The organism is Pseudomonas sp. P4795, from assembly GCF_048822895.1.
Lineage (GTDB): Bacteria > Pseudomonadota > Gammaproteobacteria > Pseudomonadales > Pseudomonadaceae > Aquipseudomonas.
The window spans coordinates 532,136-547,788 of the sequence record NZ_JBMFBT010000005.1 but is presented as its reverse complement, the minus strand read 5'-3'; the positions used below and the strand labels follow the sequence as shown (position 1 = coordinate 547,788).

Below are 15,653 nucleotides of genomic sequence, written 5' to 3'. Positions count from 1 at the left end.
GGGAAAATAGCCTTCTTATTCCTTTCCGGCAAACCCACGGGATAGTTTTTTGAGTGATATCAATATGCTTTAACGGTATTTAAATTCTGGTTTTTATACCTATAAAGTCGCTTCCTGCCGGACAGTCATCCGCTGTCCATGGACTGCGCCACCGCCGCTTACCCAGCGGCGTCAGGAAGTTTCATGACCTTCGATTACGCATTTATCCTCAGCACCCTGCCGGCGTTTCTCAAAGCCGTGGGCGTGACGCTGCAGGTCGGTTTGATCGCTATCGGCACCTCAATGCTGGTGGCGTTGCTCAACGCGACGATTCTGGTGTTCCGCACGCCGTACCTGCAAAGACTGGTCGGCCTGTATGTGGAGCTGGCGCGTAACACGCCGCTGCTGATCCAGCTGTTCTTCGTGTACTTCGCCTTGCCGGCGCTGGGGATCAAAGTCTCCGGTTACGCGGCTGCGATCATCACCATGACCTTCCTCGGCGGCGCCTATCTCACCGAAGTGCTGCGCGCCGGGGTCGATGCCGTGCCGCAGGCGCAGCTCGAATCCGGGCGCTCCATCGGTTTGTCCCACGGCCAGTTGCTGCGCTACGTGATCCTGCCGCAAGCGGGGATCCTCAGCCTGCCGTCGCTGTTCGCCAATTTCATTTTCCTGCTCAAGGAAACCACCATCGTTTCGGCGGTGGCAGTGCCGGAAATCCTCTACACCACCAAAAGCTACATCGCGCTGTATTACAAAACCTACGAAATGCTCGCCGTGCTGACGCTGATTTGCGTGCTGTTGTTCTTGCCGCTGTCGCTGCTGCTCAGCCGACTGGAACGGAGGATCCAGCATGGCCAGTTCGGGTCTTGAGCTGCTGTGGGTGTCGTTGCCGCAACTGGCCAAAGGTGCCGGGCAGACCTTGTCGATCTCATTTCTGAGCATCGCCATCAGCACCGTTGGCGGCGTGCTCTACGGTGTCCTGCGCACGTTGAACGTGACGTGGCTGAACGTGATTCTGCGGATTTATCTGGAGCTGTTCCGGGCGATTCCGGTGCTGGTCTGGTTGTACTTGTTGTTCTTCGGTTTGCCGATTTTCTTTGGCGTGAGCTTGCCGAGTTTCTGGTGCGCAGTGCTGGTGCTGTCGTTGTGGGGCGCGAGCGAGGTTGGCGAAGTGGGGCGCGGTGCGTTGCATTCGTTGCCGCGCGGGCAGCGTGAGGCGGGGCTGTCGATTGGTCTGAGCGCGCCGCAATTGTTCGGCTACGTGCTGCTGCCGCAAGCGCTGAAACGCATGACACCGCCAACCATCAACGTCTACACGCGGATCATCAAGACCAGTTCGCTGGCGGTGCTGATTGGCGTGGTCGATGTGATCAAGGTCGGCCAGCAGATCATTGAGCGCACTTACGAATCGGTGCTGATCTACGGCGTGCTGTTTCTGTTTTTCTTTTTTATCTGCTACCCGCTTTCGGCTGCCTCGCGCGTGCTCGAGCGGGGCTGGACACAAGCATGAGCGCATTGATCGAGTTTCACGGGTTCAACAAATTCTTCGGCGAGCAGCAGGTGCTCAACGGCATCGACCTGCGCGTCAAATCCGGCGAAGTCATCGTCATTCTCGGCCCCAGCGGTTGCGGCAAAAGCACGCTGCTGCGCTGCCTCAACGGTCTCGAAGTGGCGCACAGCGGTTCGCTGAAATTTGCCGGCCGTGAGCTGCTCGACAAGGACACCGACTGGCGCGACATCCGCCAGCAGATCGGCATGGTGTTCCAGAGTTATCACCTGTTCCCGCACATGAGCGTGCTCGACAACCTGTTGCTCGGCCCGCTGAAAGTACAGAAACGCCAACGCCGCGAAGCGCAGCAACAAGCCGAAGCGCTGCTCGACCGCATGGGCCTGGCGGACAAGCGCGATGCTTTTCCACGCCAGCTTTCCGGTGGTCAGCAGCAACGCATCGCCATCGTCCGTTCGTTGTGCATGAACCCTCGGGTCATGCTGTTTGATGAAGTCACCGCCGCCCTCGATCCGGAGATGGTCAAGGAGGTGCTTGAAGTGATTCAGGGTCTGGCCCGCGAAGGCATGACCCTGTTGATCGTCACCCACGAAATGGCCTTCGCCCGCGCGGTGGCCGATCGCATCGTGTTCATGGATGCCGGGCGCATCCTTGAACAGAATCCGCCCGAGCTTTTCTTTACGAACCCGCAAACCGCACGCGCGCAGCAGTTCCTGGAGAAATTCTCCTACGTCGCAGCACTGCCCAAAACGACTCGAACCAAGGAACTGGAACTGCCATGAAAACTGCCAAAGCATTATTCGTACTGCCACTGCTGAGCCTCGCGCTGCTGGCCGGTTGCAACAAGACCGACGAACCGGCCAAGCCGAAAGTCGCCAGCGAAAGTAGCGCGCCTGCCAGCTATCTGGACAAGATCAAAGCGCGCGACAAATTGATCGTCGGCGTATTCACCGACAAACCGCCATTCGGCTTCGTCAATGAAACTGGCCGCTATGTCGGTTTCGATACCGACATCGGCCGTCGTTTCGCCAAGGATCTGCTCGGCGACGAGAACAAGGTCGAATTCGTCGCGGTGGAGCCGGCGAGCCGCATTCCGTTCCTGCAAAGCGACAAGGTTGACCTGATCCTGGCCAACATGACCGTCACCCCGGAGCGCAAGGAAGCAGTGGAATTCACCAATCCGAACCTCAAAGTCGCGGTGCAGGCGCTGGTGCCGCAGGGCAGCGACGTGAAGAAGCTCGATGATCTGGCGAGCCGCACCACCATCGTCACCACCGGCACCACTGCCGACATCTGGCTGACCAAGAATCACCCTGACTGGAAACTGCTGAAATTCGAGAAAAACTCCGAGTCGCTGCAAGCCCTGGCCAACGGTCGTGGCGATGCTTACGCGCAGGACAATCTGGTGCTGTTCAGCTGGGCCAAACAGAACCCGGGCTACCGCGTGCTGGATGAAAAACTCGGCGCCGAAGCACCGATTGCCCCGGCGGTGAAGAAGGGCAATATCGAACTGCGTGACTGGGTGAATGCTGAGTTGGCCAAGTTGGGTGAGGAGAAATACCTGCTCAAGCTGTATGACCAATACGTGCGTAAAGAGCTGAGCGATGACACCAGACCTGAGAGCGTGATTGTCGAGGGTGGGAAGTGGCAGGGGTGAGGTGATTGCCTGTTGATTCGGTGGTGAGGCCTGCCCCTCACCCCAGCCCTCTCCCAAGGGAGAGGGAGCCGACCGAGGTGTCTCGCGTTGTACATCGACCTGAAATACTGAGTCGATTATGGATTCACAGAGGCACTTTCAGGTCGGTGTAATTCCTGAGCATCCCCCAATCAGTCCCCTCTCCCTCTGGGCGGTCCGACGTTTCGGGAGGGCTAGGGTGAGGGGCTTTTGACTCGCTGACACACTTAATCAGGCCAATTCCACGCCGGCTCATCGAGCATCCGCTGCCCGACAATCCCGGTCTGCCCCAGCGTCTTCTCCAGCACGATGCAATTGCATTCCTCATCCTCCTGCAACGCCGAAATCAACCGCCGAGCATGCGACACCACCCAAACCTGACACTCCTCTGACGCCCGAATAATCAGCCGCGCCAACGCCGGCAGCAGATCCGGGTGCAGACTGGTTTCCGGCTCGTTCAGCACCATCAGCGACGGTGGCCGTGGCGTCAGCAGCGCCGCGATCAGCAGCAGATAACGCAGCGTGCCATCCGACAACTCCGCCGCCGACAATGGCCGCAGCAATCCTTCCTGATAAAACTCGATGGCAAAACGTCCGCCGGCCTGCGGTTCGATATGCAGTCGTGCTCCGGGAAAAGCGTCACTGATCGCTGTTTGCAACGCCTCGGGATCGCCGATTTCAATGATCGTCTGCAACGCTGCCGCCAGGTCGCGGCCATCGTGATGCAGCACCGGCGTGCGCGTGCCCAGTTGCGGCTGGCGCACCGGAGCGTCGGCGTCGCTGCGAAAGTGATCGTAGAAGCGCCAGCGCCGGATGAACTCGCGCATCTGGAACACTTCCGGCGAGCTGCGCAGGCTGCCGACTTGATCAAACAGACTGTCGAAGGTCGGCGTGTGCTGCGCCAATACATCCCAACTGCGCCCGTCGCGCGTGCGGATCATTGGCCCGGCGCGTTCTACCAGCAGACTGGCCGGACGATACAGTGGCCCGGCCCAGATGCATTCTTTTTTGATTTCCGGGTCGAGGGCAAAGAACGAACGGCTCGGCTCAGGCACGCCAAGCGCAATCGCATAGCTGAAATCTTCCCCGGCAAATCCCAGTCGCAGGCGCTTCACGCCTTGGCGCACGGTCGATTCAATCGGCACTTCACCATTGCGCATGCGTCGGCTAATGTTTTCCGGCCCGGCCCAGAATGTGGAGTCCAGCCCACCCTCGCGAGCCAGCGCATTCACGACACCACCCTGTGCGGTTTCGGCGAGTAGGCGCAGCGCGCGGTACAGGTTGGATTTGCCGCTGCCGTTGGGGCCGGTGATCAGGTTCAGGCGGCCAAGCGGAATCACCAATTTGTTGATCGAGCGGTAATTGGCCACCGCGAGGGTTTTGAGCATGAAAGTCCTTCTCTGGTACCCCGAATCTGCGTCAGGATACGCCTGCGCGGGTAAATGCAGGTATCGCGCAGGCGAAGGCGGAACCCTGTTCTAAGCTCACAGTCGTATCGTCACTTGCACGTTCGTACAAACGCAAAGGAGTCTGCATGGCGAGTCCCGGTTTGAAAACAGTGGTGATACTGAGTCTGCTCGTGCTGCTGAGCGCCTGTGGCGAAAAGAAGCAGGCCGAAAAGGACCTGCCGCGCGTGTTCGTGCAAGAGGTCAAACCGGCGGATTACGCCGCTTCGGTGACCCTGACCGGTGACGTGCAGGCGCGGGTGCAGACCGATTTGTCGTTCCGCGTCAGTGGCAAGATCATTCAGCGCATGGTCGATGTCGGCGACCGCGTCACCGCCAAGCAAGTGCTGGCCAAACTCGATCCGAAAGATTTGCAGACCAACGTCGATTCCGCCAATGCCCAGGTGCTGGCCGAGCAGGCGCGGGTCAAACAGACTGCGGCGGCGTTCGTGCGTCAGCAAAAACTTCTGCCCAAGGGCTACACCAGCCAATCCGAATACGACTCCGCGCAAGCCGCATTGCGCAGCAGTCAGAGCGCGCTTACCGCTGCGCAGGCGCAACTGGCCAATGCCCGCGAACAGCTGAGCTACACGGCGCTGGTCGCCGATGCGCCGGGCATCATCACCGCGCGTCAGGCTGAAGTCGGGCAAGTCGTGCAAGCCACCGTGCCGATCTACAGCCTGGCGCGCGACGGCGGTCGTGACGCGGTGTTCAACATCTACGAATCACTATTGTCCGGGCCGCCATCGGATCGTTCGATCGAGGTCAGCCTGCTCGACAACCCGAAAATCAAAACCACCGGCACCGTGCGCGAAATCACTCCCGCCGTGTCGGCGCAGACCGGCACCGTGCAAGTCAAAGTCACCCTCGATGCCTTGCCGGACGGCATGCAGCTCGGTTCGGTGGTCAGCGCCACAGCGAAAACTGCGGGCAAATCCGCCGTCGAATTGCCGTGGTCGGCGCTGACGAAAAACCTCAGCGACCCGGCGGTGTGGATCATCGACGGCGAGGGCAAGGCGCAATTGCACACGGTCACCGTTGGCCGTTACCTCACCGGCAAAGTCATCGTCAGCGACGGCTTGAAGGCTGGCGACAAAGTGATCATTGCCGGCGGTCAACTGCTGCATCCGGGGATGAAAGTCGAGATCGCTGAAAACACCTACAAGGATCTGCAAGTGGAAGCCCAGCCATGAAGCGCCAGCTGCTGTTGTCCGCGTTACTGGCGCTCGGCGCTTGCTCGGAAAAGGAAGCGCCACCGGAGCCGGCGCGTCCGGTGCTGTCGGTGGAAGTCAAAACCCTCAATCAAGAAGACCTCGGACGATTCGCCGGGAGCATTCAGGCGCGTTACGAAAGCAATGTCGGTTTCCGTGTGCCGGGTCGCATCGCCAGCCGTAATGTCGATGTCGGCGCCGAGGTCGAGAAGGGCGCCTTGCTCGCGACCCTCGACCCGACCGATCAGCAGAACCAGTTACGCGCCGCCCAAGGCGATCTGGCGCGCATTCAAGCGCAGTACATTAATGCTCAGGCCAACGCTCGTCGCCAGCAGCAATTGTTCGACCGTGGCGTCGGCGCTCAGGCGCAACTCGATATCGCGCAGACCGATCTGAAAACCACCCAGGCTTCGCTCGATCAAGCCAAGGCGGCGCTGAGTCAGGCCAAGGATCAGCTCGATTACGTGCAACTGCGCACTGACCACAAAGCCGTGGTCACCGCGTGGAATGCCGAGGCCGGGCAAGTGGTCACCGCCGGCCAGCAAGTGGTGACACTGGCGCAACCGGACATCAAGGAAGCGGTGATCGATCTGCCGGACACGCTGGTCGATCAACTGCCGGCGGATGTGGTGTTCTCGGTGGCCGCGCAACTCGACCCGAGCATCAACACCACAGCGACCATCCGCGAAATCGAACCGCAGGCACAAAGTGCAACGCGCACGCGCCGCGCGCGTCTGACACTGGCCGACACGCCGCAGGGCTTTCGCCTCGGCACCGCGATCAGCGTCACCCTCAGCTCGGCAATCAAGCCGCGTCTGGAATTGCCGGCGAGCGTGGTGCAGGAGGTCGACGGCAAGACACGCATCTGGGTCATCGATTCGCAGGCACAAACCGTATCGCCACGCGATGTGAGCCTGATCAGCCGCACTGACAGCACGGTGGTGCTGGCCGGCGGAGTGCAGGCCGGTGAGCGCGTGGTGACGGCGGGAGTGAACAGCCTCAAACCGGGGCAGAAAGTTAAAATCGACGAGGACAGTCCACGATGAAAGGGCCTTTCAACTTATCCGAGTGGGCTCTCAAGCATCAGTCGTTCGTGTGGTACCTGATGTTCGTCGCGCTGCTGATGGGCGTGTTCTCTTACATGAACCTCGGGCGTGAGGAAGACCCCTCGTTCACCATCAAGACCATGGTTATCCAGACACGCTGGCCCGGTGCAACGCAGGAAGAAACCCTCAAGCAGGTCACCGACCGCATCGAGAAAAAACTCGAGGAACTCGATTCCCTCGACTACGTGAAAAGCTACACGAGGCCCGGTGAATCCACGGTGTTCGTGTACCTGCGCGATACCACCAGCGCCAAGGACATTCCGGACATCTGGTACCAGGTGCGCAAGAAGATCAACGACATTCGCGGCGATTTCCCCAAAGGCCTGCAAGGGCCGGGGTTCAACGACGAGTTCGGTGATGTGTTCGGTTCGGTGTATGCCTTCACCGCCGACGGTTTGTCGATGCGCCAGTTGCGCGATTACGTCGAACAAGTACGGGCCGAGATCCGTGAAGTGCCGGGGCTGGGCAAGGTCGAGATGGTCGGCGAGCAGGACGAAGTCCTCTACCTGAACTTCTCCACGCGCAAACTCGCGGCACTCGGCATTGATCAGCGCCAGGTGGTGCAGAGCCTGCAATCGCAGAACGCGGTGACGCCGGCCGGTGTGATTGAAGCCGGGCCGGAGCGCATTTCCGTGCGCACTTCCGGGCAGTTCGCTTCGGAGAAAGACCTGGCCGACGTCAACCTGCGCCTGAATGACCGCTTCTATCGTCTGGCGGATATCGCCAACATCAGTCGCGGTTACGTTGACCCGGCAACCCCCGAATTCCGTTTCGATGGCAAACCGGCGATTGGCCTCGCTATCGCGATGAAGAAGGGCGGCAACATCCAGGAATTCGGCAAGGCGCTGCACCAGCGCATGGACCAGCTGACCGCTGACCTGCCGGTCGGCGTGGGCGTGCACACGGTTTCCGATCAGGCCGACGTGGTGGAAAAAGCCGTCGGCGGCTTCACCAGCGCGCTGTTCGAAGCGGTGATCATCGTGTTGGTGGTGAGCTTCATCAGCCTCGGTGTGCGCGCCGGTCTGGTGGTGGCGTGCTCGATTCCGCTAGTGCTGGCGATGGTCTTCGTCTTCATGGAATACAGCGGCATCACCATGCAGCGGATTTCCCTCGGCGCACTGATCATCGCCCTCGGCCTGCTGGTGGACGACGCCATGATCACCGTGGAGATGATGGTCACCCGGCTGGAGATGGGCGAGACCAAGGAACAAGCCGCGACCTTCGCCTACACCTCGACCGCATTCCCGATGCTCACCGGTACCCTGGTGACGGTCGCCGGTTTTGTGCCGATTGGCCTCAACGCCAGTTCGGCCGGCGAGTACACCTTCACGCTGTTTGCGGTGATCGCGGTGGCGATGCTGGTGTCGTGGATTGTCGCGGTGCTGTTCGCGCCGGTGATCGGCGTGCATATTCTCAGCGCCAAGGTGAAGCCGCATAACGCAGAACCAGGACGCGTCGGCCGTGCCTTCAACTACGGCATGCTCTGGGCCATGCGCAACCGTTGGTGGGCAATCGGCATCACCGTTGCGTTGTTTGCGGCGTCGGTGTTTTCCATGCAGTTTGTGCAGAACCAGTTTTTCCCTTCGTCGGACCGGCCGGAAATTCTCGTCGACCTGAACCTGCCGCAAAACGCCTCGATGGCGGAAACGCGCAAGGCTGTGGACAAGCTCGAGGCCACCCTCAAGGGTGACCCGGACATCGTCCGTTGGAGCACTTACATCGGCGAAGGCGCGATCCGTTTCTACCTGCCGCTCGACCAGCAACTGCAGAACCCGTACTACGCGCAACTGGTGATTGTGAGCAAGGATTTCGAATCCCGCGAAGCGCTGAGCCAGAAGCTGCGCGAGCGCCTGCGCAAGGACTTCGTCGGCATCGGCAGTTACGTGCAAGCGCTGGAAATGGGCCCGCCAGTCGGGCGTCCGATCCAGTACCGGGTTAGCGGAAAGGACATCGATCAGGTGCGCAAACATGCGATCGAACTGGCCACTGAGCTGGACAAAAATTCGCACATTGGCGAGATCATTTACGACTGGAACGAGCCGGGCAAAGTCCTGCGCATCGACATCGCCCAGGACAAGGCGCGGCAACTGGGCTTGTCGTCGGAAGACGTGGCCAATCTGATGAACAGCATCGTTGTCGGTTCGCCGGTGACTCAGGTCGATGACGACATCTATCTGATCAACGTGGTCGGGCGTGCCGAGGACGCCGAGCGCGGCACTCCAGAGACTTTGCAGAACCTGCAAATCGTCACGCCAAGCGGCACTTCGATTCCGCTGCTGGCCTTCGCCACCGTGCGTTATGAGCTGGAACAGCCACTGGTGTGGCGCCGCGACCGCAAACCGACCATCACCATCAAAGCCGCAGTGCGTGACGAGATTCAGCCGACCGATCTGGTCAAGCAATTGAAACCGACCATCGATCAATTCGCCGCCGGTTTGCCGGTGGGCTACAAGGTCGCTACTGGCGGTACGGTGGAGGAAAGCGGCAAGGCCCAAGGGCCGATTGCCAAGGTTGTGCCGTTGATGCTGTTCCTGATGGCGACCTTCCTGATGATCCAGTTGCACAGCGTGCAGAAGCTGTTTCTGGTCGCCAGTGTCGCGCCGCTGGGGCTGATCGGCGTGGTGCTGGCGCTGATCCCGACCGGTACGCCGATGGGCTTTGTGGCGATCCTCGGGATCCTCGCGTTGATCGGCATCATCATCCGCAACTCGGTGATTCTGGTGACGCAGATCGAGGAACTGGAGAAAGAAGGCCTTGAGCCTTGGGATGCGGTGGCGAAAGCCACGGAGCATCGACGCCGGCCGATCCTGCTGACGGCGGCGGCAGCGAGTCTGGGCATGATCCCGATTGCCCGGGAAGTGTTCTGGGGGCCGATGGCGTACGCGATGATTGGCGGGATTATTATCGCGACGCTGTTGACGCTGCTGTTTTTGCCGGCGCTTTACGTGGCTTGGTACAAAATTCGCGAGCCGAAAAAAGACGCGGCGTGATGGTGCGTTGGCAGGCCAATTCCTACAGGCAAATATACCCCTGCTGTGGGAGCTGGCCTGCCAGCGATAGTTTCTACAATTCTCCAACATCTTGCTGACCGACATCCCGCTCCGCCTGCTTTACCCTCCCTTGCTTTGACGCAGAAGGGACATCCCCATGCAGCTCCTCCATCTCGGCTTGCGCTGTGCCGTGCTCGGCTTCGCTTTGTTGCTATCGCCCTGGGCCTCGGCCAACACCGTGCTGGAAAACCCGTTATGGCGGGTCGAACTCGACCCGGCAACCCTGGCGATTCGTGTCACTCCCGCACAGGCGCAAACGCTACAGGCGTCTGCTGGCGTTGCCGCGCACAAGGTCAGCCAGCTCACCACGACTTCCACGCGGGCCGATTGGCAATGGGACGATGGCGCCTGGACGCTGAGCGTCAGTCTTGATCAGCGTGATCTGGCGTTTTCGATCACTGCGCGTGATCCGGCCGAGCTGGAGTTTCTGCGTCAACCTGCGAGCGCCATGGGCAAAGGCCTGATCTGGCCGCTGGCCGAGGGGCATTACGTGCCGCGCGGGGATCCGCTGTGGCAGGAATTTCTGTTGGGGCAGGGCGCATTCAATACCACTCAGGATCTGAGCCTGCCGCTGTGGGGTGTCGATCATGGCAGCTTCACGCTGAACTGGCTGATGACCAATCCCTACAACAATCAGATTCTGTTCAGCGCTGAGGACCAGACGCTGGCGTTGCGCGCCCGGCATCAATTCGCTTCACTCCAGCCTTCGACGCCACTGATCTTCAGCCTGTTTCTCGGGGAAGCCGATCCGTTGGCCGGTGCAAAACGCTACCGGCAATGGCTGATCGATCAGGGCCGCTACGAAACCCTGAGCAACAAATTCGAGAAAACCCCTGAGGCGAAAAAGCTCTTGGGTGCCAGTCATGTTTATCTGTGGGGCAATGACTTGCTTGGCAGCAAGGACGTGCGCAGTTGGCCGATTTTGCTCGGCAAGTTGCGCGCCCAAGACGCGCTGGCCAGTCAGCTACGCGCGGGGATGGATCGTGAAGCATTGCAGGTTGTGGCCAGCACGATGGCGTTGAATGCCTACCAGAAAACTGTGCTGATGCGCGGTCTCAATGGCGCGTTGAATACGCTGGCGCGCAAGACCTGGCAAGCCCAAGCGGTGCCGGACATGCAGGCGCTGGTTAACGGTTATGCCCAGGTGCGGACGCAGGTGCAAACCGATCTGTCTGACGCGCTGACCCCCGATCCCGAGCGCTGGGGCAATACTTTGTCGCTGGATACGGTCAGGCAATTGCAGAGTGCCGGGCTATCACGCTTGTGGCTGGGGTTGGGCGAGGGCTGGGAGGGTGGACTCTGGCATCCGCAAGCGGTGCGCGCAGGCGTGACGGCGGGGTATCTGGTCGCGCCATATGACTCGTATGAAACCGCGCTAGGGCGTAGCGAAAATCCTGACTGGACCACCGCGCATCTGGGCGACAAGGCGCATCTCGAATGCGCAATCGTGCTGAGCAACGGCCAGATGAAAAGCGGTTTCCAGCAGTCGGGGCACTACACCGACCCACGTTGTGTGCGCCCGTTGCTGGAGAAACGCGTCCCTGCGATTCGCGACGCCGCCGGTTTCAACAGCTGGTTTCTCGACGCCTATGCTACCGGCATGTTGTTCGACAGCTACCGTCCCGAGGCGACGATGACCCAGGCGCAGAATGCCCAAGGTAATGTCGAGGCTTCACGCTGGATCAATCAAGTGCTGCAACTGCCCAGCGGTTCGGAGGACGGCAATGCGACCACCGCGCAAGGCGTGGTGTTCGCGCATGGGATGCAGACGCCGGTGATTGGTTGGGGCGACGTCGATATGAGCAAGGACACCCGGTCCAAATACTATGTCGGCAAGTGGTATCCGCCTGAACAGCCTGAGGTGTTCTTCAAATCGGTGCCAATCAAAGAAGCCTTCCGACGTGTCCACTTTGACCCGGCGAGTCGTTTGCCGCTGTATCAGGCGGTATTCCATGGCTCGGTCATCACCACCCATCACTGGCTGTTCGACAGTCTGAAATTGAGCAACGTGCGGGCCGAGAATGAACTGACGCAACTGCTGTACAACGTACCGCCGCTCTACCATTTGAGCGCCGACACGTTGCAACAGCGATTGCCGCTGATCGCCCGTCAGGATGCTTTTTTCCGACCGCTGCATGAGCGCCTGGCGACCCAGGCGCTTAGCGGTTTCGAATGGCTGAGCGAGGATCGACTCGTGCAGCAGACCTCTTTTGCAGATGGCACGCGTTTATTGGCAAATTTTGATGTGCGGGTGCGCGAAGTTCAGGGGCAGACCTTGCCCGGGCAAAGCATAACGGTGCGCTCGCCCGACGGCACGGTGAAGCAATTCCAGGTTGGCGCTAGACCCTGAACGTCAGCTTTTGCGCCAGACGCTGGCCAGCCAGGGCTGCTGTGCGCGCGGTAACCCGGCTGGCCGGAAGTAATGTTCGAGTTCAGTGAACCCTGCAGCCGTCAGTAACACCCGCCACGCCTCAAGATCGTGATACGAGCCGTACCGCGGCCCGTTCCACCCTTCGCGGTTATCTCCGCGCGGGTTGGAACTGAACAACACACCACCCGGCTTCAATGTGCCGTGCAGTTGCTGCAGCACCCGAGGCAATTCCTGCAACGGCACATGAAACAGCACGGCATTGGCGAAGATCCCGTCAAAGCGCTCAGCGGGTAGATCAAGCTTGAGAAAATCCTGCTGCCAGACTTCGCAGCCGCTGTCATCACGCGCCATTTGTGCGAGTTTTTCCGAGCCGTCCAGACCGACCGCTACATGCCCCATCCGCGTAAACGTCTGCAAATCCCGCCCCGGCCCGCAGCCGAAATCCAGAATGCTCAACGGTGCTTCAGCCTGAATATGCCGCAGCAACGCGTCGATATTCTGGCTGACATCATGATCGCGGGTGCCTTCACGAAAATCCTCGGCCACCGAGTTGTAATGGCCGAGGGTAGTGGAGGTGATCTGCTCAAGATCGGTGGGGGTCTGTTTCATGGTCGGGGCTGCGCAGGCAATGGGATTTGCCGAATATACGCCATGCAACGGGACTCAGCGCTTGTTCAGCCCTCGCGCCAGTCGATCTCCACCCAATTGAATGACTGCCACCAGCGCCACCAGCAACACAATCACGGTCAACATGATCTGGCTGTCGAAGCGCTGATAACCGTAGCGATAAGCGATGTCGCCCAACCCGCCGGCACCGATCGCCCCGGCCATGGCCGAGGAGTTGATCATGGTTACCAGCGTGATGGTGAAACCGCCGACAATCCCCGGCAACGCCTCGGGCAGCAGCACATGCCAGACGATGTGCCAGCGCCGGCAGCCCATGGCTTGTGCGGCTTCGATCAAACCGTGATCGACCTCGCGCAAACTGACTTCGGCAATCCGCGCAAAGAACGGCGTGGCGGCGATGGTCAGCGGCACGACTGCCGCCCACACACCGTAAGTGGTGCCGACGATCAACCGGGTGAACGGAATCAGCGCGACCATCAGAATCAGGAACGGAATCGAGCGAAACAGGTTCACGAACGCGCCCAGTGCACGGTTCAAAACCGGCGCCTGATATATTCCGCCCTTGTCGCTGGTGACCAGAATTACCGCCATCGGTATCCCCACCAGCAACGCGATCAGCGACGAAACGCCGACCATCAAAAACGTGTCGATGAAACCTAGCAGCAAGCGATCAAACCACATAGCCCAACACCTCCACCCGTTGCGCCCAATGCGCGGCGCGCTGGCGCAATTCGTCCGCGGTCAACGCTGAGCCGGCCACCGCCAACAGCAACTGCCCGAGCGCATGGCCCTGAATCCGTTCGACGCCGCCCTGAAGCAATTTCACCCGCCCGCCGAGTGCAGTAAACAACGCTGCAAGATCCGGCTCGTCGGCAATGCTGCCGGTGAATTGCAAACGCAGCACCACCGCTGCGTCTGACGCCGGCGCTTGCGCGTGCAAGCGGCTTTGCAATTCGTCCGACAGCGCGTGTTGCAACGGTGCGAGCAAGGTCTGGCTGACTGCGTGTTGCGGGTTGCCGAACACTTCCCACACCGGGCCTTGCTCGACCACGCGGCCATGCTCCAACACCACCACGCGGTCGCAGATTTCGCGAATGACGGCCATTTCGTGGGTGATCAAAACGATGGTCAGACCCAGACGTTTGTTGATCTCGCGCAACAGGCCGAGGATCGACTGGGTGGTTTCCGGATCGAGCGCAGAAGTCGCTTCGTCGCACAGCAGAATGTCCGGGTCATGCACCAGCGCGCGGGCGATGCCGACGCGCTGTTTCTGTCCGCCGGAGAGCTGCGCCGGATAGGCTTTGTGCTTGGCTTCAAGACCCACCAGTTCCAGCAGTTCGCGGACTTTTTTCTCGCGCTGTTCCTTGGGGACACCGGCAACTTTTAGCGGCAATTCGACGTTCTGCCACACGGTTTTGGCCGACATCAGGTTGAAGTGCTGAAAGATCATGCCGATCCTTCGGCGCAGGGCGACCAGGCGATCCTCGTCGAACTCGCCGATGTCCACTTGATCGATCAACACCCGGCCCGAAGTCGGTTGTTCCAGACGATTGATGGTGCGAATCAGCGACGATTTGCCGGCGCCGCTGCGGCCGATGATGCCGAACACTTCACCGCGCTGGATCGCCAGATCAATGCCGTGCAGCGCCGCGACCGGGCCTTGCCGACCTTCATAGGTTTTCCCCAGACCGATGAAGCGTACATGGGCGCGGTTCAGTTCGGGGTGCAGTTCGGTGCGCTCGGCGAGTGCAGTTGGCTCCGGAATCTCCGGTCGCCGTTGAATGGCAGCGGTCATTTAGCTTTCCCAACCGGCCTGATACAGCTTGCCGTGAGCTTTATCCAGCGCAGCGCGCACGGCCGGGGAGTGTTGGTAAATGTCGACGAATTTGATCAGCCGCGGATCGGTTTTGCTCTTCGGCTGGATCACGAACTGGATCACGTATTCCTTGTGATCGAGACCGTCGAACAGCAGCGCCGAACCGGCATCGAAAGTCTTCGCCAAGCGAATATAGGCCGGGTAGCCCTGCACCAGATCGGCGTCATCGTAGGCGCGCACCAGTTGCACGGCTTCGACTTGCAGGATCTTGATCTTCTTCGGGTTGGCGACGATGTCGTCTTCGGTGGCCTTGTAGCCAACGCCCGGTTTCAGCGTGATCAGGCCGGCCTTGGCCAACAGTTGCAGACCGCGGCCGCTGTTGATCGGATCGTTGGCGATGGCCACGCTCGCGCCTTGCGGTAACTCGTCGAAGCTTTTGTATTTCTTCGAGTACAGGCCGACGTTGTTGATGATCCCCGGCGCGAATGGCACCAGATCAAAACCGGCGGCGGCTTTGGCGTTTTCCAGGAACGGGATGTGCTGGAAGTAATTGACGTCGATGTCGCCGGCGGCAAGGCTGACGTTGGGTGCGATCCAGTCGGTGAACTCCACCAGCTCGACTTTCAGGCCTTGCTTGTTGGCCTCTTCGACCGCGGCTTCCAGCGGAATCGCGAAGGCCGCGGTGGTACCGATTTTCAGAGGTGCGTCAGCGGCGAATACTGCCGAGCTGAACAGGCCGAGGGCCAGGGCCAGTGCTTTGACTGGGTGGGACAGGCGTTTCTTGGTCATAGTGATTTTCCAGTCAGTGCATGAAATTTGTGTTGTCGGGTCGGGCCTCATCGCTGGCAAGCCAGCTCCCACAGTGT

Annotated in this window: 13 protein-coding genes; 8 read left to right on the top strand and 5 right to left on the bottom strand. The window is 60.2% G+C overall.

Annotated features, from left to right (window positions below):
• The first annotated feature begins 183 nt into the window (after positions 1 to 183).
• From ACOI8A_RS17575 to ACOI8A_RS17560, 4 genes are read left to right on the top strand one after another with little or no spacing between them, the layout of a single operon-like run.
• Complete coding sequence (locus ACOI8A_RS17575; protein WP_420646727.1) at positions 184 to 849, top strand: amino acid ABC transporter permease; 666 nt, start codon at positions 184 to 186, stop codon at positions 847 to 849.
• On the top strand, positions 830 to 1,489 hold the full coding sequence (locus ACOI8A_RS17570) for an amino acid ABC transporter permease (RefSeq protein WP_420646728.1): 660 nt from the start codon (positions 830 to 832) through the stop codon (positions 1,487 to 1,489). The genes ACOI8A_RS17575 and ACOI8A_RS17570 overlap by 20 nt, the downstream gene beginning before the upstream one ends.
• Positions 1,486 to 2,268, top strand: coding sequence for an amino acid ABC transporter ATP-binding protein (locus ACOI8A_RS17565; RefSeq protein WP_420651269.1), 783 nt, complete (start codon positions 1,486 to 1,488; stop codon positions 2,266 to 2,268). The genes ACOI8A_RS17570 and ACOI8A_RS17565 overlap by 4 nt, the downstream gene beginning before the upstream one ends.
• Positions 2,265 to 3,143 (top strand): transporter substrate-binding domain-containing protein, encoded by an 879-nt coding sequence (locus ACOI8A_RS17560; RefSeq protein WP_420646730.1) that lies wholly within the window; start codon positions 2,265 to 2,267, stop codon positions 3,141 to 3,143. Before ACOI8A_RS17565 ends, ACOI8A_RS17560 begins: the two co-directional genes overlap by 4 nt.
• Before the next feature lie 245 nt (positions 3,144 to 3,388).
• On the opposite strand, the gene ACOI8A_RS17555 is transcribed toward ACOI8A_RS17560, so the two are convergent.
• Positions 3,389 to 4,549: an AAA family ATPase gene (locus tag ACOI8A_RS17555; protein ID WP_420646731.1), complete on the bottom strand. Its 1,161-nt coding sequence runs from the start codon at positions 4,547 to 4,549 to the stop codon at positions 3,389 to 3,391.
• 146 nt (positions 4,550 to 4,695) lie between these two features.
• Between ACOI8A_RS17555 and ACOI8A_RS17550 the strand changes: the two genes are divergently transcribed.
• The 4 genes from ACOI8A_RS17550 to ACOI8A_RS17535 all read left to right on the top strand — a co-directional run bounded on the left by ACOI8A_RS17550 (position 4,696) and on the right by ACOI8A_RS17535 (position 12,323).
• The gene (locus ACOI8A_RS17550) at positions 4,696 to 5,799 is read left to right on the top strand and encodes an efflux RND transporter periplasmic adaptor subunit (protein ID WP_420646732.1); all 1,104 of its coding nucleotides are present in this window, start codon (positions 4,696 to 4,698) and stop codon (positions 5,797 to 5,799) included.
• Entirely contained in the window at positions 5,796 to 6,863 is a 1,068-nt protein-coding gene (locus tag ACOI8A_RS17545) for an efflux RND transporter periplasmic adaptor subunit (RefSeq protein ID WP_420646733.1), read from the top strand. The genes ACOI8A_RS17550 and ACOI8A_RS17545 overlap by 4 nt, the downstream gene beginning before the upstream one ends.
• The gene (locus ACOI8A_RS17540) at positions 6,860 to 9,913 is read left to right on the top strand and encodes an efflux RND transporter permease subunit (protein ID WP_420646734.1); all 3,054 of its coding nucleotides are present in this window, start codon (positions 6,860 to 6,862) and stop codon (positions 9,911 to 9,913) included. The genes ACOI8A_RS17545 and ACOI8A_RS17540 overlap by 4 nt, the downstream gene beginning before the upstream one ends.
• Positions 9,914 to 10,070: 157 nt before the next feature.
• On the top strand, positions 10,071 to 12,323 hold the full coding sequence (locus tag ACOI8A_RS17535) for a glycoside hydrolase (RefSeq protein WP_420646735.1): 2,253 nt from the start codon (positions 10,071 to 10,073) through the stop codon (positions 12,321 to 12,323).
• A 3-nt stretch (positions 12,324 to 12,326) separates the two neighbouring features.
• On the opposite strand, the gene ACOI8A_RS17530 is transcribed toward ACOI8A_RS17535, so the two are convergent.
• The 4 genes from ACOI8A_RS17530 to ACOI8A_RS17515 are packed head-to-tail and all read right to left on the bottom strand — an operon-like array spanning position 12,327 to position 15,576.
• Complete coding sequence (locus ACOI8A_RS17530) at positions 12,327 to 12,953, bottom strand: class I SAM-dependent methyltransferase (RefSeq protein ID WP_420646736.1); 627 nt, start codon at positions 12,951 to 12,953, stop codon at positions 12,327 to 12,329.
• 54 nt (positions 12,954 to 13,007) lie between these two features.
• The gene (locus tag ACOI8A_RS17525) at positions 13,008 to 13,652 is read right to left on the bottom strand and encodes a methionine ABC transporter permease (RefSeq protein ID WP_420646737.1); all 645 of its coding nucleotides are present in this window, start codon (positions 13,650 to 13,652) and stop codon (positions 13,008 to 13,010) included.
• Complete coding sequence (locus tag ACOI8A_RS17520; RefSeq protein ID WP_420646738.1) at positions 13,642 to 14,766, bottom strand: methionine ABC transporter ATP-binding protein; 1,125 nt, start codon at positions 14,764 to 14,766, stop codon at positions 13,642 to 13,644. Before ACOI8A_RS17520 ends, ACOI8A_RS17525 begins: the two co-directional genes overlap by 11 nt.
• Positions 14,767 to 15,576, bottom strand: a complete 810-nt coding sequence (locus ACOI8A_RS17515) for a MetQ/NlpA family ABC transporter substrate-binding protein (protein WP_420646739.1) — start codon at positions 15,574 to 15,576, stop codon at positions 14,767 to 14,769.
• Positions 15,577 to 15,653: the final 77 nt, after the last annotated feature.

Coding starts and splice junctions, on each gene's coding strand:
- ACOI8A_RS17530 (WP_420646736.1), bottom strand. CDS start 12,953: ATGAAACAGACCCCCACCGATCTTGAGCAGATCACCTCCACTACCCTC.
- ACOI8A_RS17575 (WP_420646727.1), top strand. CDS start 184: ATGACCTTCGATTACGCATTTATCCTCAGCACCCTGCCGGCGTTTCTC.
- ACOI8A_RS17565 (WP_420651269.1), top strand. CDS start 1,486: ATGAGCGCATTGATCGAGTTTCACGGGTTCAACAAATTCTTCGGCGAG.
- ACOI8A_RS17520 (WP_420646738.1), bottom strand. CDS start 14,766: ATGACCGCTGCCATTCAACGGCGACCGGAGATTCCGGAGCCAACTGCA.
- ACOI8A_RS17535 (WP_420646735.1), top strand. CDS start 10,071: ATGCAGCTCCTCCATCTCGGCTTGCGCTGTGCCGTGCTCGGCTTCGCT.
- ACOI8A_RS17540 (WP_420646734.1), top strand. CDS start 6,860: ATGAAAGGGCCTTTCAACTTATCCGAGTGGGCTCTCAAGCATCAGTCG.
- ACOI8A_RS17515 (WP_420646739.1), bottom strand. CDS start 15,576: ATGACCAAGAAACGCCTGTCCCACCCAGTCAAAGCACTGGCCCTGGCC.
- ACOI8A_RS17525 (WP_420646737.1), bottom strand. CDS start 13,652: ATGTGGTTTGATCGCTTGCTGCTAGGTTTCATCGACACGTTTTTGATG.
- ACOI8A_RS17570 (WP_420646728.1), top strand. CDS start 830: ATGGCCAGTTCGGGTCTTGAGCTGCTGTGGGTGTCGTTGCCGCAACTG.
- ACOI8A_RS17560 (WP_420646730.1), top strand. CDS start 2,265: ATGAAAACTGCCAAAGCATTATTCGTACTGCCACTGCTGAGCCTCGCG.
- ACOI8A_RS17545 (WP_420646733.1), top strand. CDS start 5,796: ATGAAGCGCCAGCTGCTGTTGTCCGCGTTACTGGCGCTCGGCGCTTGC.
- ACOI8A_RS17555 (WP_420646731.1), bottom strand. CDS start 4,549: ATGCTCAAAACCCTCGCGGTGGCCAATTACCGCTCGATCAACAAATTG.
- ACOI8A_RS17550 (WP_420646732.1), top strand. CDS start 4,696: ATGGCGAGTCCCGGTTTGAAAACAGTGGTGATACTGAGTCTGCTCGTG.